Raw genomic sequence first — 20,245 nt, 5'->3', positions numbered from 1 at the left:
ACCGCACCTTAATGACCGGCTAGTCGCCCTTGCCCACCTGGTCCGAGGTTTCCTCCTCCACCTCAGCCATCGCCGGGTCGAGGAGGCGGGAGAGGAAGTGGCGGGTGCGTTCGTGCCGGGGGTTTGCGATGACCTGGTCGGGGGTGCCGTCCTCGACGATCACTCCGCCGTCCATGAAGACGACCCGGTCGGCGACCTCGCGCGCGAAGGTCATCTCGTGGGTGACGACCATCATCGTCATGCCCTCGTTCGCGAGCATGCGCATGACGGCCAGGACATCACCCACCAGTTCGGGGTCCAGCGCCGACGTCGGCTCGTCGAAGAGCATCACCGCGGGCCCCATGGCGAGCGCACGGGCGATGGCGACGCGCTGCTGCTGGCCGCCGGAGAGGGAGGCGGGGTACGCCGACGCCTTCTCCGCGAGGCCGACCCGCTCCAGGTTCTCGGCGGCGACCTTCGCGGCCGCGGCCTTGTCCCGCCCCAGGACCCGGCGCTGCGGCAAGGTAAGGTTCTCGGTCACCGTGAGGTGCGGGAACAGGTTGAACTGCTGGAAGACCATGCCGATACGGCGGCGTACGGCGTCGATGTCGACGTCCGGGTCGGTGAGCTCGGTGCCGCCGACGAAGACCTGGCCCTTGGTGGGCTCCTCGAGCAGGTTCACGCAGCGAAGGAGCGTCGACTTGCCGGACCCCGAGGGGCCGATGACGCACACCACCTCGCCCTGGCCGATCTCCAGGTCGATGCCGCGCAGCACCTGGTTGTCGCCGAAGGACTTGTGCAGGCCCCGGACTTCGATCTCCGGTCGGGTCATTTCACGGCCTCCTGGGCCTTGGCCTCCATACGGCGTACGACGAAGCCGAGCGGGATCGTGATCAGCAGGTAGCACAGGCCTGCGACCAGGATCGGCGTGGAGTTGGCGGTCTGGCTGGCCAGGTCACGGCCGAACTTGGACAGTTCGCGCTCCTCCAGCGTGACACCGAGGAACAGCACCAGCGAGGAGTCCTTGAAGAGGAGGACGAGTTCGTTGGTCAGCGGCGGGAGGATGATCCGGAACGCCTGCGGGATGATGATCGAGATCATGGCGCGGGCGGGCGAGAAGCCGAGCGAGCGCGCCGCCTCCATCTGTCCCTTGGGCACCGCCTGGATGCCCGCGCGGATGGTCTCGGCCATGTACGCGGCGGCGACCAGGCCGAGCGCGAGCGCGACCTTGCCGTAGGTGCCGCCGGGTATCTCTGTCCCCGGGAAGGCCAGCGGTACGGCGACGCCGATGAAGATGAAGATCAGCAGGGCGGGCAGCCCGCGGAAGATCTCGATGTAGACGCCGGCGAGCCAGCGGTAGGGCCCGACGGACGACAGCCGCATCAGCGCGATCAGCATGCCGAGCGCCAGCCCGACGGCGAAGCCGGACACGGTGTACAGCACGGTGTTCTTCAGCGCGAGCGTGATGACCTCGGGGAACATCTGTTCCGCGATGGCCTTCTGCGCGAACTGGTTCTGCAGCCGGTCCCAGTCGGCCGCGACCGCGAAGGCGATCACGGCCGCGACGAAGACGACGTACTGGATGCCGCGCGACAGGCTGCGCTTCTGGCGCCGGGTCAGGCCCTTCTTCTTCGGCTGGACTGCTACGTCCGTGTCGGTCATGAGGCGGCGGGCGACGCGGCCGACTCGTCGTACGGGCCGATCCACTGCTCGTACAGCTTCTTGTACGTGCCGTCGGCCTTCGCGTCCGCGAGCGCCTTGTTGATGGCCTCGCGCAGCTTGTCGTTGCCCTTCTTGACGGTGACGCCGTACTGCTCGCCGGTGTTGACCTGCTCGGCCACCTGGAAGGCGTCGGCGTTGGCCTTGGTCTTCAGCCAGCCCTGGACCACCGGGTAGTCGATGACGACGGCCTGGACCTGGCCGGTGCGCAGGCCGTTGAGGACGGCGTCGGAGGACTCGAAGGAGACCGGGTTCAGGCCCTTGCTCTTGGCGTAGTCCTCGCCGGTCGTCTGCGCCTGGGCGCCGACCTTCTTGCCCTTGAGGTCCGCGAAGGAGGAGATGCCGCTCTTCTTGCCGGCCAGGACGGCCTGGGTGGCCTCGAAGTACGGGTCCGAGAAGTCGACGTTCTTCTTGCGCTCGTCGGTGATGGTCATGCCGGCGGCGGCGAGGTCGCACTGGCCGGCGTTGAGGGACCCACCGGTCTTGAAGTTCTCGAAGGGCTGGTCGACGATCGCCTGCTTCACGCCCAGGTCGTCCGCGACCAGGTCGATGAGGGAGACGTCGAAGCCCTGCACCTTGCCGTCGATCTCCGACTGGAACGGCGGGTAGGGCAGGTGGGTGCAGGTGGTGAGCTGGCCCGCCTTGACGAGCTCGACGCCGCCGGCCGCGGTCTTCGTACCACCGCCGCCGTCGCCGTCGGAGGAGCAGCCGGCCACGAGCACCAGCCCGGCCGTCGCGGTGATGGCGGCCAGAACGCGGGTCCGGCGCCCGAGGGTCGTCTTCACGGGGAGCCTCCTGTCAGGGAACTGTGGGTTCCGATTATAAGGAGATGTTTGGGCTCCTCAAACCAAACCGATGGTCACAGGGCCATCACACCTAAGAAGTCATGAGACGGATGGAGAGTTGGGGCGGCGGTTACCCTCGTTTTCGTTGAGCCCGCAAGCAAAGAGAGAGTCCTGCCGTGACCCATCCCTTCCTGGACCTGGCCCCGCTGAGCGCCGCCCGTTTCGCCGCGATCGAGGACCGGGTGGCGCGGTTGCTCGGGACCGAGCAGGACGTCGTGATCATGCAGGGTGAGGCGCTGCTGCCGCTGGAGGGGGCGATCCGGGGGACGGCCGGGCCCGGTACGACCGCGCTGAACGTGATCACCGGTCCGTACGGGCAGACCTTCGGCAACTGGCTGCGGGACTGCGGCGCGACGGTGATCGATCTGACGGTCCCGTTCCACACGGCGGTCACGGCGGACCGGATCCGGGACGCCTTCGCCGAGCACCCCGGGATCGACTTCGTGTCCCTGGTGCACGCGGAAGCGGCGACCGGCAACACCAATCCCGTCGCGGAGATCGGCGAGGTGGTGCGGGCGCACGGGGCGCTGTTCCACCTGGACGCGGTGGCGTCGATCGGGGCCGAGCCGGTGCTGCCGGACGCGTGGGGTGTGGACCTGTGCGTGATCGGGGCGCAGAAGGCGATGGGCGGGCCGGCCGGGGTGTCGGCGGTGTCGGTGAGCGAGCGGGCGTGGGCGCGGATGGCGGCGAATCCGGGGGCGCCGCGGCGGTCGTATCTGTCGCTGCTCGACTGGAAGGAGCGGTGGATCGACGGCGGGCGCACGGCGCTGCTGCACGCGCCGGCGCAGCTCGAGATGCTGGCGCTGGAGGCGTGCGTGGAGCGGATCGAGGGGGACGGGCTGGAGACGGTGATGGCCCGCCACCGGGCCGCGGCGCTGTCGGCTCGGGCCGGTGCGGTGGCGCTGGGCGGAGGGCTGGAGCCGTATGTGTACGACGCCCGGGAGGCGGCGCCGGTCGCCACGACGCTGAGGGTGCCGGCCGGGGTGACGGCGTCGGAGGTGGTGGCCCGGGCGCTGGCGAGCGACCCGGCGTTGCCGCTGGCCGCCGGGGGTGGGGCGTTGGCCAAGGAGATGATCCGGGTCAATCATTACGGGTCGGATGCGACGGTGGGGGCCGTGCGGGGGTGCGTGGCGGCGCTGGGCGCGGTGCTGGCGGAGATGGGGCTGGGTGTGGATGTGGCGGGGGCGGTGGACGCGGTGGACGCGGGGTGGCAGTAGGGGTTTCTCGCCCCCGCCGCCCTTACCCGTCCCATCCTGAAGGGGCTCTGCCCCTTCGGCCCCGCCAGGGGGCTGCGCCCCCTGGACCCCCGTCGGCCTGAACGGCCTCGTCCTCAAACGCCGGACGGGCTGAAATGCAACCGGCCGGCGCTTAATGGTGCGCGGCGCTCCGCTCCCGCGTGCCACGCTCCCCCTATGACCACCAACACCCCCCAAACCCTCCCCGACGGCCGCCCCATCCCCCTCCTGACCGGTGACGAGCGCTCCATGCTCGAGAGCTGGCTCGACTTCCACCGCGCCACCCTGGAGCTGAAGTGCGCGGGACTGGACGACGCGCAGGTGCGGCGGGCCTCCGCCGAGCCGTCGGAGTTGACCCTGCTCGGGCTGGTGCAGCATCTCGCGGAGTGTGAGCGGAACTGGTTCCAGCGGGTGGTGGGCGGGCTCGACGTGCCGCCCGTGTACGGCGCCGGGAACGAGAGCGGGTACCGGCTTGACGGCGGGCGGGGGATCCGCGAGGCGCTCGACGTGTGGCGGCGGGAGGTCGCCCGGGGGCGGGAGGTCTGTGCCGGGCGGGCGGTGGAGGGGGTGGGGCGGATCGTGGACGGGCCGATGGCCGGTGTCGAGGTCAGCCTGCGGTGGGTGTTGATTCATATGATCGAGGAGTACGCCCGGCACAACGGCCACGCCGACATTCTTCGAGAGCGCATCGACGGTGTTACCGGAGCCTGAATTCAAGGTAATTCTGGAATTCTTTATAGAGGGCAGCTTCCCCTAGTCTTCTGCCCGCTTTCCCCGAACCTAAACACAAAGATTCCGCGAACGCCAACCGGATCAATTCGGGCAGGTCTCGTAAGAGTTACATTGCTGTGACGCGTTCCACATCGTGTCTGATTTGTGCGGTATTAAGGGGGCAAAAGGGGCGTTTCGCAGGCCCCGGGCGGCGCCTCTCACGCCCGCGTGATAACACATCCGGCCCTCACGCGTAACCCCTCACGGCCATGCAATTTCAATTTTCCCTCGGTAAATTCAATTCGCATGACTGCCGCACAAGCAGACCTGCAAATCGACCGTCCGGCGGTGGCCGACGGGGCCGCGCTGTGGCGGATAGCCAGAGACTCCGAAGCCCTCGACCTCAACTCGTCGTACAGCTATCTGCTGTGGTGCCGCGACTTCGCCGGCACATCGGCCGTCGCCCGCGACGAGCGCGGGGAGCCGGTCGGCTTCGTCACCGGGTACGTACGGCCGGACCGCCCGCGCACCCTCCTCGTCTGGCAGGTCGCCGTGGACGACGGCCACCGCGGCCGCGGCATCGCCGCCGCGCTGCTCGACGGGCTCGTCGCACGGGTCCGCGGCGAGTACGGCGTCACCGGCGTCGAGACCACCATCACGCCCGGCAACACCGCCTCCGAGCGGCTGTTCGGCTCCTTCGCCGAGCGGCACGGCGCCGCCCTGGAGCGCGAGGTGCTCTTCCCCGCCGGCCTGTTCCCGGACGGACCGCACGACCCCGAAGTCCTGTACCGCATCGGCCCCCTCTCTCTCTGAACTCCCCACGCATCGAGGAGCGATTCGTCGTGACCATCACCCAGCCCGACCTCAGCGTCTTCGAGACCCTGGAGTCCGAGGTGCGCAGCTACTGCCGCGGCTGGCCCACCGTCTTCGACCGTGCGCGTGGCAGCCGCATGTACGACGAGGACGGCCACGAGTACCTGGACTTCTTCGCCGGCGCCGGCTCACTGAACTACGGCCACAACAACCCCGTCCTGAAACGGGCGCTGATCGACTACCTGGAGCGCGACGGCGTCACGCACGGGCTCGACATGTCCACCAGCGCCAAGCGGGCCTTCCTGCAGACCTTCCAGGACCTGGTGCTGCGCCCGCGCGACCTGCCGTACAAGGTCATGTTCCCGGGCCCGACCGGCACCAACGCCGTCGAGTCCGCCCTCAAGCTCGCCCGGAAGGTGAAGGGGCGCGAGGCCATCGTCTCGTTCACCAACGCCTTCCACGGCATGTCGCTGGGCTCCCTCGCCGTCACCGGCAACGCCTTCAAGCGCGCCGGCGCCGGGATCCCGCTGGTGCACGGCACGCCCATGCCGTTCGACAACTACTTCGACGGCACGGTCCCGGACTTCCTGTGGTTCGAGCGGATCCTGGAGGACCAGGGCTCCGGGCTCAACAAGCCCGCCGCCGTGATCGTCGAGAGCGTGCAGGGCGAGGGCGGCATCAACGTGGCGCGCCCGGAGTGGCTGCGCGCGCTGGCCGAGCTGTGCGAGCGGCAGGACATGCTGCTGATCGTCGACGACATCCAGATGGGGTGCGGTCGTACCGGTGCCTTCTTCTCCTTCGAGGAGGCGGGCATCACCCCGGACATCGTCACCGTGTCCAAGTCCATCAGCGGCTACGGACTGCCCATGTCGCTGTGCCTGTTCAAGCCCGAGCTGGACGTCTGGGAGCCGGGCGAGCACAACGGCACCTTCCGCGGCAACAACCCCGCCTTCGTCACCGCCACCGCCGCCCTGGAGACGTACTGGGCCGACGGCAGCGCGATGGAGAAGCAGACCCGCAAGCGCGGTGAGCAGGTCGAGCAGGGCCTGATCGCCATCTGCGAGGAGAACCTCGCCGACGTCAAGGAGTACCGGGGCCGCGGCCTGGTGTGGGGCCTGGAGTTCCACGACAAGGACCGCGCCGGCCGGGTCGCGCAGCGCGCCTTCGAGCTCGGGCTGCTGGTGGAGACGTCCGGCCCGGAGAGCGAGGTCCTCAAGCTGCTCCCCGCCCTGACCATCACCCCCGACGAGCTGGACGAGGGGCTCCGTATCCTCGCCCGCGCCGTCACCGAGACCGCCTGACCGAACAGGAAAACCACCACCTAGGAGGCATCGCAGCACCGTGATCGTCCGTTCGTTCAAGGACATCGAAGGCACCGAGCGCCATGTGAAATCGGCGTCCGGCACCTGGGAGAGCAAGCGCATCGTCCTCGCGAAGGAGAAGGTCGGCTTCTCCCTGCACGAGACGGTCCTGTACGCGGGTACGGAGACGTCGATGTGGTACGCGAACCACATCGAGGCCGTCGTCTGCGTCGAGGGCGAGGCCGAGCTGACCGACCACGAGACCGGGCGGACGTACGCGATCACGCCCGGGACCATGTACCTCCTGGACGGTCACGAGAGGCACACGCTGCGGATCAAGGAGGACTTCCGCTGCCTGTGTGTCTTCAACCCGCCCGTGACCGGCCGGGAGGACCACGACGAGAACGGTGTGTACCCGCTGCTCACCGAGCCCGAGGAGGTGTGAGAAACCCATGACGACCACGTCCAACGCCACCGATCTCTACCCCAGCCGTGGCGCCACCGAGGTGTCGACCCCGCGCCAGGACCCCGTCGTGTGGGGCTCCCCCGACACGCCGGGCCCGATCGCGACCGGTGATCTGCAGTCCTTCGAGCGCGACGGCTTCCTCGCCATCGACCAGCTCATCACCGACGACGAGGTCACGGTCTACGCGCAGGAGCTGGAGCGGCTGGTCACCGACCCGGCGATCCGCGCGGACGAGCGCTCGATCATCGAGCCGAAGTCCAAGGAGATCCGGTCCGTCTTCGAAGTGCACCGGATCAGCGAGGTGTTCGCCGCTCTGGTGCGTGACGAGCGGGTGGTCGGCCGGGCGCGGCAGATCCTCGGCTCGGACGTGTACGTCCACCAGTCGCGGATCAACGTCAAGCCCGGCTTCGGGGCGAGTGGCTTCTACTGGCACTCCGACTTCGAGACCTGGCACGCCGAGGACGGTCTGCCGAACATGCGGACGGTGTCCGTCTCGATCGCGCTGACCGAGAACTACGACACCAACGGCGGGCTCATGATCATGCCCGGCTCGCACAAGACCTTCCTCGGGTGTGCGGGGGCCACGCCGAAGGACAACTACAAGAAGTCCCTCCAGATGCAGGACGCGGGCACGCCGTCGGACGAGGCGCTGACCAAGATGGCCTCCGAGTACGGCATCAAGCTCTTCACGGGCAAGGCCGGTTCGGCGACCTGGTTCGACTGCAACTGCATGCACGGCTCCGGCGACAACATCACGCCGTTCCCGCGCAGCAATGTGTTCATCGTGTTCAACAGCGTGGAGAACGCGGCCGTGGAGCCCTTCGCGGCTCCGGTACGGCGGCCGACGTTCATCGGAGCAAGGGATTTCACTCCCGTCCGGTAAGCCGAGCCCGGTCGGGGGTCCGGGGGTTGTCCCCCGGAGAATGCAGCATCGGCGCGAGGGACTTCACGCCGGTGAAGTGACCCCACTGCGGTGAGGTGACCCTCACAGCCACGACAGCGACGCGGCCCGCTCCAGTACGTTCCGTACGGCGGCCGCGTCGCCGTTCTGTCCGCGGGGCACGGTCTGAGGGGCGTACCGCCCGCCGACCAGTCGGCAGAAGTCGACCGGCTCCAGGGCCAGTTCGGCCTGTACGGGCTCGTCCCCGGAGCCCAGCACCCACTCCTCGCCCCCGGTGACCGAGAACAGCACCGGGGGCGCGGTGGGTCCGAGGGCCAGGCCGAGGACGCGGACGGCGAGGCGGACGAGCTGCCCCAGGTGCTCATCGGGCGGCGGGGGGACGGCGAGGCCGAGGGCGCGGCCGATGTCGTCGGTGTGGATCCAGGTCTCGAAGGCGCGCACCAGGAAGTGGTCGGCGATGGGCAGCCGCATCCCCATCAGCAGCACGGCCCGCGCGGCGAGTTCGGCGTCCCTGGCCTCGGGCGTGCCGAGCAGCGCGTCCGCCTGCGCGCCCCAGTCGGCCACGGTCTCCTCGGGCGTACGGCCGTGCTCATGGGCGATGACATCGGCGGTACGGCGGTTCCAGGCGTCCTCCCAGGGCGTGCCCTCCTCGACGGGCGAGGGCGGCACGCGCGCGTCGACGCCGAGCAGGCCGGCCAGGGGCTCGTCGGCGGCGAGCAGGTGGGCGACGGTGGCGTGCACGTCCCAGTCGTGCACGACCGGCGTGGCCCAGTGGCCCGCCAGCTCGGGCAGCAGCGCCCTGAGCCCGGCGACGGCGGCGGCGTAGGGGGCGGCGTGCCCGGCGACGCGGGGGACGGCGGGGCGGGTGCGCGGGGCGAGGGACAGCGCGCCGTTGTTCCGGCCCGCGGGAGCCGTCGGCGGCGGCCCGTCCAGCAGGCGTACGGTCTCCCGCAGCCGTGCCCCTTCCGCCGCGCAGCTCTCGCACCCGGCCAGGTGCGTCAGGACCGTCTCCTCCTCGGCCGGGTCGAGGGCGCCGAAGGCCCAGGCGGCCAGCAGATCACGTACGGCCTCGTGCTCGTCGCTCACCGCTCGCCTCCTCCCTGGCCGATTGCCGTGCGAGTACCCCGGTACGCCGCTGTACCCCTCTCGCCATCATGCGCCCCTTTCGAGCGCCGGGTCCGGCGGGTCGGCCAAAGTCTCCGCCAAGGCGCGCAGAGCGCTGCGCAGCCGGGTCTTGGCGGTGCCCTCGGGGATCCCTGAGCGGGTCCGGGGAAGTGCGGGTGCGTTCCCGCGCCCGCCGCGGCAGCGGCTTGTGTCACAGCCGGTGCGTGCTCTCGGCGTGCCGGACGAAGGTCCTCGATGGGGTCCCCCCGCTCGAGCGAAGCCGAGAGTGGGGGAGGAGCTACCAGGGCCTTTGGCCGGTGCGGCGAGAGTGCGTGCCGGGCGGCGTGGGGGCGTGCCCGCACTTCCCCGGACCCGCTTGGCTCCGCGGCGGCCTGCCGGTAGGTGCGGCCGGCGAAGTAGGCGAGGTGTACGACCTCGCGCTGGGGCTGCGGGAGTTCGGCGAGCGCGGAGTGCAGCAGGAGGGAGCTCCCGGTCGACGACGGTCTCGTCGGGGCCGGGTGCGGCGTCCGGGATGGCCTGGAGCGCCGAGTCGTCGGCGGCGGCCTTGCGGTGCCGGGTCTCGCTGCGCACCCAGTCCACGGCCCGCCGGTGGGCGAGCAGGGAGAGCCAGGTGCGCAGCGAGCCACGGCCCGCGTCGAAGCTGTACGGCCTGCTCCACAGGTGGGCGAAGACCTCCTGCGCCACGCCCTCGGCGGCGGCCGCGGAACGGGTGACGCACACGGCGACCCGCCGCACCAGCCCGCCGTACGCCGCGTACACCTCGGCCAGCGCGGACTCGTCGCCGTACACCAGCCGACGGTGCACCTCCGCATCGGCGGGCGGCTCGACGGACGTATCGCCCGTGGACTCCACCGGTACCACCCCCCTGATGCCCTTCCTGAGCAGGTCCTGGGAAGTGCGGGTGCGTTCCCGCGCCCGCCGCGGCAGCGGCTTGTGTCACGGCCGGTGCGTGCTCTTGGCGTGCCCGGGCGGCGCCGGGGGCGTGCCTGAACTTCCCAGGACCTGCTTAGCGCCCTGGGCGGGCCCGCGCCAGTGGTTTCAGGCAGACAGGGCGTTCAGCAGCCGGTCGACGTCCTCCGGGGTGTTGTAGAGGTGGAAGGCGGCGCGCAGGTTGCCCGCGCGGTTGGAGACCTCGATTCCGGCGGCGCTCAGCTCGGGCTGGCGCTCGCCCAGGCCGGGCACGGAGACGATGGCCGAGCCGGGCGAGGGCACCGGTTCGTGGCCGAGGGTGGCGAGTCCGGCGCGGAAGCGGTCGGCGAGGGCGAGGTCGTGGGCCTGGATGGCGGAGATCCCGAGTTCCTCGATCAGCTCCAGGGAGGCGCGCAGCCCGGCGAAGGTGAAGAGGGCGGGGCTGATGTCGAAGCGGCGGGCGGAGTCGGCGAGTTGTTCGACGGGGCCGTAGCAGCTGTCCCAGGGGATCTCCCCGGAGACCCAGCCGGCGAGCAGCGGCGTCAGCCCGCCGAAGTCCTGCGGGACGACGCAGAAGGCGGCCCCGTGCGGGCCCAGGAGCCACTTGAAGCCGACGGTGGCGACGAAGTCGTACGCGTCGGCCTCCAGCGGCAGCCAGCCGGCCGACTGGGAGGCGTCGACGTAGGTGCGCGCCCCGTGCTCCAGCGCGGCGGCGCGCACGGCGGGCAGGTCGGCGATCCGGCCGTCGGCGGACTGGGCGGCGCTGACGGCGACGAGGGCGGTGTCCGGGCGGACGGACTCGGCGAGGCGGTCCAGCGGGACGGCGCGGACCTTGAGGTCGCCGCGCATGTGGAAGGGGTTCACGAGGGAGGAGAAGTCGGCCTCGGCGGTGAGGACTTCGGCTCCGGCGGGCAGGGAGGCGGCGATCAGTCCGCTGTACTCGGCGACCGAGGCCCCGGTCGCGACCCGCTCGACGGGCACGCCGGCCAGTCGGGCGAAGGCGGCGCGGACGGCCTCCACGTCCTCGTACAGCGGGCCGAGCGGGACGCCCTCGGCCCGCATCCGCACGGCCCGGTCCAGGGCGGTGACGGTGCGGGCCGGCAGCAGGCCGTTGCTCGCGGTGTTGAGATAGACGTTCTTCGGGGCGAACTCGGTACGGACGAGGCTCTCGAAGGTCTCCATGGCTCCACTGTGGGCCCTGAACACCTATCGGTCCATTGCGATTTTTTACGTGACTTCACTAAGGAACGCTTATAGATCGGCCCCGACCTGCGCGTTCGCCCGTCGGCTCAGCGCTGCGGCACCGCGCACCCGTCGGGACCGCAGGCCTCCGCGTCCCCCTGGTCGACGATCCGAAGCGGCGACCGCTCGCCCCAGGCCTGCGTCAGCGCCTGCTCGAAGACCTCGGCGGGCTGGGCGCCGGAGACGCCGTACTTGCGGTCGAGGACGAAGAACGGCACGCCGTTGGCGCCGAGCTGGGCGGCCTCGCGCTCGTCGGCGCGGACGTCGTCGGCATAGGCGTCGGGGTCGGCGAGGACCTTGCGCACGTCGTCCGCGTCGAGCCCGGCCTCGACGGCCAGCTCCACCAGCCGCTCGTCGCCCTCGGTGAACAGGGACCGCTCCTCGGCGAAGTTCGCCCGGTACAGGATCTGGATCAGCTCGTCCTGCCTGCCCTGCTCCTTGGCCAGGTGCAGCAGGCGGTGCAGGTCGAAGGTGTTGCCGTGGTCGCGGCCCTGGGTGCGGTACTCCAGGCCCTCCGCGGCGGCCTGCGCGCCGAGGTTCTCCTCACCGGCCTGGGCCTGCGCGGCGCTCATGCCGTACTTCTTGGTGAGCATGGTGATCACGGGCTGGATGTCGCCCTTGGCGCGCCCGGGGTCCAGCTCGAAGGAGCGGTGCACCACCTCGACCTGCTCGCGGTGCGGGAAGGCCTCGAGCGCCTTCTCGAAGCGGGCCTTGCCCACGTAGCACCAGGGGCAGGCGATGTCGCTCCAGATCTCGACGCGCATGTCTGTGGCCTTCTCTCCAGTCGTACGGGTTCGGAGACTCCCTCCGCTTAATGCGTGAACATTCAACCAGCGAGATTCATTCCCCGGGACCGCGGAACCGCGCTCAGCTCCCGTCCCGCAGGTCCTTCGGCCAGCTCGGCCGGAACTCGATGTGGTCGTAGGTCACCACGCACCCCTCCCCCATCGGCGACTGCGTCATGAAGCCGACCAGGGCCGTGTCCGCCTCCTTCTCCTCCCCCAGCGTGAACAGCCGGACGAAGGTCCAGCGCTCACCGTCCCGGGAGGCGTGGAAGGCGAAGGCCCGCCCGGTCCGGCTCACCCGCAGCCAGACCGAACTGCCCTCCACGGTGAAGGAGTTGGCGTCGTCGGAATGCCCCCGGGTGACCACGGTGCACACGGTCGGCACGTCCGGCGAGTACTCCAGACACAGTTTGGCCCAGGCCCGCTCCCCGACATGGACGTAGAGCACCCCGGCGTCGAAGGCGGCGGCGAACCCGACGGTGACCCGGGCGATGAGCTGGAAGTCACCCTCGGGGGACCCCAGGAGCCGCGGCGCGTCGGAGGCGGGATCGAGCCCCTCATCGGTAGGCGGCACAAAACGATCCTGCCGGGGCCCGGCCCACCCGGAGAGCATGCCGTCTTCGTAGGCCCAGTGCCCGTCGGGACCGTACGTGCGGAGCAGGAAAGGCAGTTCGGGAAGCTCGACGTCCATCGCCACAGTGTCTCAGTTGAAGTGTGCCAACCAAGGGGCGCGGGGAACTGCGCGATCAACCACACACAACCGGCAGTCGCCAGCGCACCCGCACCCCTACGGCGAATCCCGCGGAGCGCTACCTCTCCAGCCGCCCGTTGAACCGCCGAGGCAGCCCCAACGGATTCTCATCCCGCAACTCCACCGGCAGCAAAGCCTCCGGCGCCCCCTGATACGCAACCGGCCGCATCCACCGCTCGATCGCCGTACCGCCCACCGACGTGGACGTCGAGGTCGTCGCCGGGTAGGGCCCACCGTGATGCTGGGCCGGCGCGACGGCGACTCCCGTCGGCCACCCATTGACCAGCACACGCCCGGCCAGCGGCGTCAGCTCCGCGAGGATCTCCCCGCCCCGGCCCTCGCCCGCCGCCTCCGCGGTCGACAGATGAACCGTCGCGGTGAGGTTGCCCGGCAGCCGGGACAGCACGGCCCGCGCCTGCTCGTCGTCGTCGTAGCGGACGAGCACCGTCACCGGCCCGAAGCACTCCTCCAGGAGCAGGTCGTACTCCCCCTCACCGGCCAGCTTGTCGGCGGCGACCGTCAGGAACCCGGCGCTGACCGTGTGCTCACCGCCCGCACCCGGCGTCACCGGCGTCTCCACGTCGGGAAGCTGCGCACGCTCGGCGACCCCGGCGATGAAGTTGTCCCGCATGCGGTGGTCGAGCAGCACCCCCGCGTCGGTGTCGCTCACGGCGTCGGTCAGCGACTTGACCAGGCCGTCGCCCGCCGCACCGGACGGCACCAGCACCAGCCCCGGCTTCACACAGAACTGCCCGACGCCCAGCGTCATCGAGCCCGCGAGCCCCGTACCGATCGCCTCGCCGCGCTCGGTGGCCGCGGCCTCGGTGATCACGACGGGGTTCAGGGAGCCCAGCTCGCCATGGAAGGGGATCGGGACCGGGCGGGCGGCGGCGGCGTCGAACAGGGCACGGCCACCCCGGACCGACCCGGTGAAGCCCGCGGCGGCCACCAGCGGGTGCTTGATCAGCTCGATGCCGGCCTCGAAGCCGTGCACGAGCCCCACCACGCCCTCGGGGATGCCGTGCTCGGCGGCGGCGGTGCGCAGGACCTTGGCGACCAGCTCCGACAGGGCGGGGTGGTCGGGGTGCGCCTTGACGACGACCGGGCAGCCCGCGGCCAGCGCGCTCGCGGTGTCGCCGCCGGCGACGGAGAAGGCGAAGGGGAAGTTGGACGCCGAGTAGACGGCGACGACGCCGAGCGGCACCTTGTAGCGGCGCAGGTCCGGGATCGGCGGGGTGGCCGTGTCGTCGGGGTGGTTGATGACGACGTCCAGGAAGGCGCCCTCGTCGACGATGTCGGCGAAGGCCCTGAGCTGGTAGGAGGTGCGGGCGAGTTCGCCGGTGAGGCGGACCGGGCCGAGCGCGGTCTCGGCGTCGGCGGCCTCGACGAGCTGGTCCTTGGCGCCCTGGAGCCGGTCGGCGGCGGTGCGCAGGAAGGCCGCGCGGACCGTGCGGTCGGTGAGCGAGGCGCGCACGTCGTGCGCGGCGCGGACGGCGGCGTCCACCTCCTGGGCTGTGGCCTCCACCGCAACCTGTTCACGCTGCTTCCCGGTTCGGGGGTCGACACTCCAGACTGGTGCTGCTGCCACCGCGGGTCCCTCCACATATGTAATGCCGCAGTACGGGGTCACTCACCAGGCTCGTTCGATATACTGAACGCCGTCTCTGATGGTGAATATGCTGTGGAGACTATTTCCCGTCGAACGAAGGGGTCAAGGGCGATGTCGGCTGGCGAGACGGGCGGCGGGGCGCAGGTCAAGTCCGCGGTACGGACGGTTGAACTGCTCGAATACTTCGCCGGGCGCCCCGGTATGCACTCCCTCGCGTCGGTCCAGGAGGCCGTCGGCTACCCCAAGTCCAGCCTCTACATGCTGCTGCGCACCCTCGTCGAACTGGGCTGGGTGGAGACGGACGCCACGGGCACGCGGTACGGCATCGGCGTACGGGCGCTGCTGGTCGGCACGTCGTACATCGACGGCGACGAGGTGGTCGCGGCGGCCCGGCCGACCCTGGACCGCCTCTCGGACGACACGACCGAGACGATCCACCTGGCCCGCCTCGACGGCACGAACGTCGTCTACCTCGCCACCCGCCAGTCCCAGCACTATCTGCGCCCCTTCACCCGGGTCGGCCGCCGTCTGCCCGCGCACTCGACGTCCCTCGGCAAGGCGCTGCTGAGCACGTACACGGACGAGCAGGTCCGCAAGATGCTGCCGGAGACCCTGCCCGCGCTGACCGAGAACACCATCACCGACCGCGAGAAGCTCATCGAGGAGCTCCACCAGGTCCGTGAGCAGGGCTTCGCCGTGGACCGCGAGGAGAACACCCTCGGCCTGCGCTGCTTCGGCGTGGCGATCCCGTACCGCACCCCGGCCCGCGACGCGATCAGTTGCTCGGTCCCGGTGGCCCGGCTGACCCCGGCCCACGAGCAGATGGTGAAGGACGCCCTGTTCGACGCCCGGGACCGGCTGACGCTGGCCACTCGTAGGCTCTGACGCCATGGATGTGGAACTCCGCGAGGTGCACGACAGCGATCTGCACGTCTTCTTCCGACAGTTCAACGACCCGGAGGCCCTGCACATGGCGGCCTTCGCCCCCAAGGACCCGGCCGACCGGGACGCGTTCGACGCGCACTGGAAGCGGATCCGGTCCTCCTCGGACGTCCTGCGCACGGTCCTGGCCGACGGTGACGTGGTGGGCAGCGCGGCCGTGTACGGAGAGCCGGATGAGCGGGAGGTCACCTACTGGATCGACCGCGCCTACTGGGGGCGCGGTGTCGCCACGGCCGCCCTGCGGGGACTGCTCGCCGAGGTGCCCGAGCGCCCGCTGTACGCCCGGGCGGCGGCGGACAACGAGGGCTCGCTGCGGGTGTTGCACAAGTGCGGGTTCCGGGTGACCGCCCAGGCCAGGGGCTTCGCCAACGCGCGGGGCGAGGAGATCGACGAGCTGGTCCTGGCGCTGGAGGGCTGAGCGGGTCTCCCCCGTACGGCGGAGACGGATCACCGTCGCGCAGGAGGTGGGCGCCCGCTCTCGCGCGGGAGCGTGGAGGCATGACGCAGACACTCGCTCCCCCGCAGGTGGCCCCCGCTGTCGCCGCCGGGCGGTCCCGTCGGCTGCTGCGCGCCGTCGCGATCGCCTCCTGTGTGCCGTATCTGGCGCTCAAGACCGCCTGGATCGCCGGGAGTCACCTCGGGATCCCGCAGGGCAGCACGCTGCTGGAGCACCGGGGAAGCATGGCCGTCGCCAACAGTGTGACGGTCCTGATGGACGGCGCGGTGATCGTGCTCGCGCTGGTGCTGACCCGGCCGTGGGGACTGCGCGTGCCCGCGTGGCTGCTCGGCCTCCCCGCATGGGTGGCCACCGGGCTGCTCGCGCCGATCATGGCCGGGTTTCCGCTCCAGCTCCTCGCCACCGCGCTCGGTGGGACGGCCGACACCGCGGGCGGTGACGGGGAGCCGTTCCTCGACGCCTGGGTCTTCGGGGTCGTCTACACGGGGTTCATCGTGCAGGGAGTCACCCTCGGCGCCCTGTTCGCGCTGTACGCCCGCGACCGCTGGGGGCGGTTGTGGCGGGGGCGGGTCTGGGAGCTTCCGGTCGGTGCCATCGGGGCGGCGCAGCGCACGGTGGCGGCCGCGGCGGCGGTCCTCGCCGTGCCGCCCCTGACCGCTCAGGTGCTGTGGGCGTGCGGCTCCACCGCCGGGCTCGACGAGGCGCTCGTCGCCGACCGGACGAGCGGCTTCCACATCATGGCGGCCCTGTCGGCCGTCTTCCTCGCCATGGCGGTCACCGGCGGTGTCCTGCTGGCCTTCCGGCGCGGCCGGACCCTGCCCGTCAAGCTGCCCCTCGCGCTCGCCTGGGTCGGCTCGGCCGCGGTGGTCTGCTGGGCGGGCTGGCTGTCGCTGGCGCCGCTCACCGGCCTGGCCGACGGCCCGACGCCGGCGATGAACCTCGCCTACGCTGGCCAGATGATCGTCGGCACCCTCGTCGCCTGCCTCGGCGTCCACTTCCTCGCGGAGCGCTCCGCGAGCGGGAAGCGTCGTACGGCGTGAGCGAGTTCGGCCGTCTTCTCTTCGGGCGGCGGGCGCGCCGGCGCTGGATCCATCTGATCCTCGGCGGCGCGCTCGCCATGCCGTACGTCTTCGTCGGCCAGCTCGTCGTCGGCCCGGCCACCGACTCCCGGTACGTCTTCAACGACCTGCCGCTGCAACTCCTCTCCTTCGCCGTCGGTCTGCCCCTGGCCGCCCTGACCGCCGCGCTGTTCCCGCTGACCCGGTCCCTGGAGGCGGGTGCGGTGCGGTCGCTGTGCGGGGTGGACGCGGGTCTGCTCGCTCACGGGCCGGCCCGGTCGCGGGCGGCGAAGGGGCGGACGGCGGCCTGGTTCACGCTGCATCTGGGGTTCGGCGGGATCATCTCGGGGATGTCGCTGGCGGTGCCGCCGTTCGCCGGGTTCCTGGCCGCGCTGCCGCTGTTGGTGTGGCTGGGCGGGGCGGATCTCGTCGGACTCCCCGGGTCCCTCGACCACGCCTGGGTGCTGGCGCTCGCGCCGGTCGCCGGCCTGGCGACACTGGTGGCGCTGGCGGGCTGTGCGGCCGTCTCCGGCTCGCTCCTGGCCCGCTGGGCGCCCGCGCTGCTCGGGCCGACGCCGGAGGACCGGCTCGCGGCGGCCGAGGCGCGCGCCGCCGACCTCGCCGTGCGCAACCGGCTCGCGCGCGAGCTGCACGACTCCGTGGGCCACGCCCTCAGCGCCGTCACCCTCCAGGCGAGCGCGGCCCGCCGGGTCCTGGACACCGACCCGGAGTTCGTCCGCGAGGCGCTCGCCGCGATCGAGGACACGACCCGGCGCACGGTGGGTGAACTCGACGCCGTGCTCGGCGTGTTGAGGGACGGTGACGCCCCCGGTACGACCCCCGCGCCCACCCTCTGCGGCGACCTCGCCGGCCTGCTGCGCCGCACCCGCGCCTGCGGCTTGCGGGTGACCGCCACCGTCGACGCCGACCCCGAGGCCCTGCCGCCCGTCCTGTCCCGCGAGGCCTACCGCATCGTGCAGGAGGGGCTGAGCAACGTCCTCAAGCACGCCGGGGACCGGACGAACGCGGCGCTGCGGATCCAGATCGTCGACGGGCACCTGGAGATCACCGTCGAGAACCCCCTGGAGCACACTCCCGCCTGCCGCCCCGGCGGCGGCCACGGCCTGCGCGGCATCGCCGACCGGGCGCGGCTGCTGGGCGGGACGGTACGGGCCGGCGCCGCGCAGGGGGTGTGGCGGCTACACGTACGACTGCCCATGAAGGGACCCGCATGACGACCCAGCAGCCCGTCCGGATCGTCCTCGCCGACGACGAGCGCATGGTGCGCACCGCGCTGCGCGCCATCCTCTCCGCCGAGCCGGACCTGGAGGTGGTCGGCGAGGCGGCGACGGGAGCGCAGGCCGTGTCGGTGGTGCGGGAGCTGCGGCCCGACGTGGTCCTGATGGACGTACGCATGCCTCAGATCGACGGCATCCGGGCCACCGAGCAGATCCTCGCCACGCTCGCCGACCCGCCCCGCATCGTCGTCGTCACCACCTTCGAGAACGACTCCTATGTGTACGACGCCCTGCGCGCCGGGGCCACGGGGTTCCTGCTGAAGCGGGCGGACGCGGACGCGCTGGTCCAGGCCGTACGGCTGGTGTCGCACACCGACACCCTGCTGTTCCCGTCGGCCGTGCGCGCCCTCGCCGCCGAGCACGCGCGTGCGCACGTCGTGCCGCCGCCCTGGGTGGCGCGGCTGACGGCCCGCGAGAGCGACGTGCTGCGGCTGATGGCGCAGGGGCTGACCAACGCGGAGATCGCACGGCGGATGGACGTCGGTCCGGCCACCGTGAAGTCGCATGTGGCGGCGGTGCTGGCGAAGACGGGCACCCGGGACCGCACCCAGGCGGTGATCGCCGCTTACGAGGCGGGCTTCATGAACGCCCGATGAGAAAACGGGCGCAAGGGAACGTCTGCCCCCATCCTGATCGTCCTGACGAGTGGGATGAACAAGACGATCAGGCGGGCGTCCGTCTTCACGCTGCTGCTGGTGTTCGCTCTGCTGATCAGGGCGACCTGGGTGCAGTTCTACGACGGCCAGGCGCTCGCGGACGACAAGGACAACCGGCGGAACACGATCGCGCTGTACAGCGAGCCGCTCGGCAACATCGTCGTGGGCGGCAGGTCGGTGACCGGCTCCGCGCGCACGACGAGCGGTGACCTCGCCTACAAGCGGACGTACACGGACGGCTCGCTGTACGCGGCCGTGACCGGCTACAGCTCGCAGGCGTTCGGGGCCACCCAGTTGGAGGGCGTCTACCAGGATCTGCTCGACGGGACCGACGACCGCCTGAAGAGCGTGCTGGACACGGTCACCAACAAGCGGGCCGATCCGGGCAATGTGATCACGACGATCGTCCCGGATGTGCAGAAGGCCGCGTACGACGCGCTCGGGGAGAAGAAGGGCGCCGCCGTCGCGATCGACCCCACGACCGGGAGGATCCTGGCGGTGGTCTCCACGCCGTCGTACGACCCGTCGCGGATCACCACGGGTGACTCGGCGGCCTGGAAGGAGCTGACCAAGGACGCCGACAAGCCGATGACGAACCGTGCGCTGCGCCAGCCGCTGCCGCCGGGTTCGACGTTCAAGCTGGTCGTGGCGGCGGCCGCGCTGGAGGACGGGCTGTACTCGTCGGTGGACCAGCGGACGAAGAGCCCGGACCCGTACCCGCTGCCGCAGTCGAGCGACACCCTGGGCAACGAGAACCCGTCCGCCCCCTGTGAGAACGCCTCGATCCGGGTCGCGCTCCAGTACTCGTGCAACAACGTCTTCGGGAAGATGGCCGTCGACCTGGGCCAGGACAAGGTCAGGGCGATGGCGGAGAAGTTCGGCTTCAACGACGACGCGCAGGACGTGCCGGTGCGGGCGTACCCCAGCGTGTACCCCTCCGACATGGACGAGGCGCAGACCGCCCTGTCCGGCATCGGCCAGTTCGACGTCACCGCGACCCCGTTGCAGATGGCCATGGTGTCCGCCGCCATAGCCAACGGCGGCAAGCTGGTCTCGCCGCACATGGTGTCCCAGATCACCGACAGCGGTGGGGATGTGTTGGAGAACTACGACGACCAGGCCGACACGAAGGAGATCGTCAGCTCCGGCACGGCCGAGCAGCTCCAGTCGGCGATGCGGACGGTCGTGGACGACGGCACCGGCACGAACGCACGGATCTCCGGTGCGACGGTCGGCGGCAAGACCGGCACGGCCCAGCACGGCGAGAACAACAGCAAGACCCCGTACGCCTGGTTCACCTCCTACGGCAAGGCCGACGGCAAGGAGGTCGCGGTGGCGGTGCTCGTCGAGCAGTCGGACGCGGCACGGTCGGAGGTCAGCGGCAACGGGCTGGCCGCCCCCGTCGCCAAGAAGGTGATGGAGGCGGCGCTCAAGGACTAGTTG

Annotated in this window: 21 protein-coding genes; 12 read left to right on the top strand and 9 right to left on the bottom strand. The window is 71.0% G+C overall.

Translation table 11 applies throughout. The features are described 5' to 3' along the window. Window positions 1-19: 19 nt before the first annotated feature. The 3 genes from ACP4J3_RS17955 to ACP4J3_RS17945 are packed head-to-tail and all read right to left on the bottom strand — an operon-like array spanning window position 20 to window position 2,483. Entirely contained in the window at window positions 20-811 is a 792-nt protein-coding gene (locus ACP4J3_RS17955) for an amino acid ABC transporter ATP-binding protein (protein WP_426535472.1), read from the bottom strand. Further along, on the bottom strand, window positions 808-1,641 hold the full coding sequence (locus ACP4J3_RS17950; RefSeq protein ID WP_426535470.1) for an amino acid ABC transporter permease: 834 nt from the start codon (window positions 1,639-1,641) through the stop codon (window positions 808-810). The genes ACP4J3_RS17955 and ACP4J3_RS17950 overlap by 4 nt, the downstream gene beginning before the upstream one ends. Further along, entirely contained in the window at window positions 1,638-2,483 is an 846-nt protein-coding gene (locus tag ACP4J3_RS17945; protein ID WP_426535468.1) for a transporter substrate-binding domain-containing protein, read from the bottom strand. Before ACP4J3_RS17945 ends, ACP4J3_RS17950 begins: the two co-directional genes overlap by 4 nt. 176 nt (window positions 2,484-2,659) lie before the next feature. On the opposite strand from ACP4J3_RS17945, the gene ACP4J3_RS17940 reads away from it, so the two are divergent. From ACP4J3_RS17940 to thpD, 6 genes are all read left to right on the top strand, one after another. Continuing rightward, window positions 2,660-3,760 carry a pyridoxal-phosphate-dependent aminotransferase family protein gene (locus ACP4J3_RS17940; protein WP_426535466.1) on the top strand — a complete coding sequence of 367 codons (1,101 nt, stop codon included), beginning with the start codon at window positions 2,660-2,662 and terminating at the stop codon, window positions 3,758-3,760. A 195-nt stretch (window positions 3,761-3,955) separates the two neighbouring features. Continuing rightward, window positions 3,956-4,489 carry a DinB family protein gene (locus tag ACP4J3_RS17935; protein ID WP_426535464.1) on the top strand — a complete coding sequence of 178 codons (534 nt, stop codon included), beginning with the start codon at window positions 3,956-3,958 and terminating at the stop codon, window positions 4,487-4,489. Between the two features lie 306 nt (window positions 4,490-4,795). Beyond that, entirely contained in the window at window positions 4,796-5,302 is a 507-nt protein-coding gene (gene ectA / locus ACP4J3_RS17930; RefSeq protein WP_426535462.1) for a diaminobutyrate acetyltransferase, read from the top strand. Window positions 5,303-5,331: 29 nt separating this feature from the next. Continuing rightward, entirely contained in the window at window positions 5,332-6,603 is a 1,272-nt protein-coding gene (gene ectB / locus ACP4J3_RS17925) for a diaminobutyrate--2-oxoglutarate transaminase (RefSeq protein ID WP_426535460.1), read from the top strand. Window positions 6,604-6,643: 40 nt separating this feature from the next. Continuing rightward, on the top strand, window positions 6,644-7,048 hold the full coding sequence (locus ACP4J3_RS17920; protein ID WP_194047715.1) for an ectoine synthase: 405 nt from the start codon (window positions 6,644-6,646) through the stop codon (window positions 7,046-7,048). A gap of 7 nt (window positions 7,049-7,055) precedes the next feature. Further along, a complete protein-coding gene (thpD, locus tag ACP4J3_RS17915) occupies window positions 7,056-7,952 on the top strand; it encodes an ectoine hydroxylase (protein WP_426535458.1) in 897 nt (298 codons plus the stop codon). A gap of 102 nt (window positions 7,953-8,054) precedes the next feature. Here thpD and ACP4J3_RS17910 read toward each other — a convergent pair whose 3' ends face one another. The 6 genes from ACP4J3_RS17910 to ACP4J3_RS17885 all read right to left on the bottom strand — a co-directional run bounded on the left by ACP4J3_RS17910 (window position 8,055) and on the right by ACP4J3_RS17885 (window position 14,370). Next, window positions 8,055-9,056, bottom strand: coding sequence for a maleylpyruvate isomerase family mycothiol-dependent enzyme (locus ACP4J3_RS17910; protein ID WP_426535456.1), 1,002 nt, complete (start codon window positions 9,054-9,056; stop codon window positions 8,055-8,057). Window positions 9,057-9,122: 66 nt separating this feature from the next. Next, window positions 9,123-9,947 carry a sigma factor gene (locus ACP4J3_RS17905; protein WP_426535454.1) on the bottom strand — a complete coding sequence of 275 codons (825 nt, stop codon included), beginning with the start codon at window positions 9,945-9,947 and terminating at the stop codon, window positions 9,123-9,125. Between the two features lie 186 nt (window positions 9,948-10,133). Continuing rightward, complete coding sequence (locus ACP4J3_RS17900) at window positions 10,134-11,186, bottom strand: aminotransferase class V-fold PLP-dependent enzyme (RefSeq protein ID WP_426535452.1); 1,053 nt, start codon at window positions 11,184-11,186, stop codon at window positions 10,134-10,136. Between the two features lie 107 nt (window positions 11,187-11,293). Next, window positions 11,294-12,010 carry a DsbA family oxidoreductase gene (locus ACP4J3_RS17895; RefSeq protein WP_426535450.1) on the bottom strand — a complete coding sequence of 239 codons (717 nt, stop codon included), beginning with the start codon at window positions 12,008-12,010 and terminating at the stop codon, window positions 11,294-11,296. 103 nt (window positions 12,011-12,113) lie between these two features. Then, on the bottom strand, window positions 12,114-12,722 hold the full coding sequence (locus ACP4J3_RS17890; protein ID WP_426535448.1) for a DUF1349 domain-containing protein: 609 nt from the start codon (window positions 12,720-12,722) through the stop codon (window positions 12,114-12,116). A gap of 118 nt (window positions 12,723-12,840) precedes the next feature. After that, window positions 12,841-14,370, bottom strand: a complete 1,530-nt coding sequence (locus ACP4J3_RS17885; RefSeq protein WP_426535446.1) for an aldehyde dehydrogenase (NADP(+)) — start codon at window positions 14,368-14,370, stop codon at window positions 12,841-12,843. A gap of 132 nt (window positions 14,371-14,502) precedes the next feature. Between ACP4J3_RS17885 and ACP4J3_RS17880 the strand changes: the two genes are divergently transcribed. From ACP4J3_RS17880 to ACP4J3_RS17855, 6 genes are all read left to right on the top strand, one after another. Continuing rightward, window positions 14,503-15,276 carry an IclR family transcriptional regulator gene (locus ACP4J3_RS17880; RefSeq protein WP_004002235.1) on the top strand — a complete coding sequence of 258 codons (774 nt, stop codon included), beginning with the start codon at window positions 14,503-14,505 and terminating at the stop codon, window positions 15,274-15,276. 4 nt (window positions 15,277-15,280) lie between these two features. Continuing rightward, a complete protein-coding gene (locus ACP4J3_RS17875; protein WP_426535443.1) occupies window positions 15,281-15,751 on the top strand; it encodes a GNAT family N-acetyltransferase in 471 nt (156 codons plus the stop codon). Between the two features lie 80 nt (window positions 15,752-15,831). Further along, a complete protein-coding gene (locus tag ACP4J3_RS17870; RefSeq protein WP_426535441.1) occupies window positions 15,832-16,830 on the top strand; it encodes a hypothetical protein in 999 nt (332 codons plus the stop codon). Next, complete coding sequence (locus ACP4J3_RS17865) at window positions 16,827-18,083, top strand: sensor histidine kinase (RefSeq protein ID WP_426535439.1); 1,257 nt, start codon at window positions 16,827-16,829, stop codon at window positions 18,081-18,083. The genes ACP4J3_RS17870 and ACP4J3_RS17865 overlap by 4 nt, the downstream gene beginning before the upstream one ends. Continuing rightward, window positions 18,080-18,742 (top strand): response regulator, encoded by a 663-nt coding sequence (locus tag ACP4J3_RS17860; protein WP_426535437.1) that lies wholly within the window; start codon window positions 18,080-18,082, stop codon window positions 18,740-18,742. Before ACP4J3_RS17865 ends, ACP4J3_RS17860 begins: the two co-directional genes overlap by 4 nt. 54 nt (window positions 18,743-18,796) lie before the next feature. After that, window positions 18,797-20,242 carry a peptidoglycan D,D-transpeptidase FtsI family protein gene (locus tag ACP4J3_RS17855; RefSeq protein ID WP_426535435.1) on the top strand — a complete coding sequence of 482 codons (1,446 nt, stop codon included), beginning with the start codon at window positions 18,797-18,799 and terminating at the stop codon, window positions 20,240-20,242. Window positions 20,243-20,245: the final 3 nt, after the last annotated feature.

This window comes from Streptomyces sp. UG1, from assembly GCF_049974585.1.
GTDB lineage: Bacteria > Actinomycetota > Actinomycetes > Streptomycetales > Streptomycetaceae > Streptomyces.
Note: the sequence above shows the minus strand (reverse complement) of the source record. Positions and strands in the feature narration are given on the sequence as shown.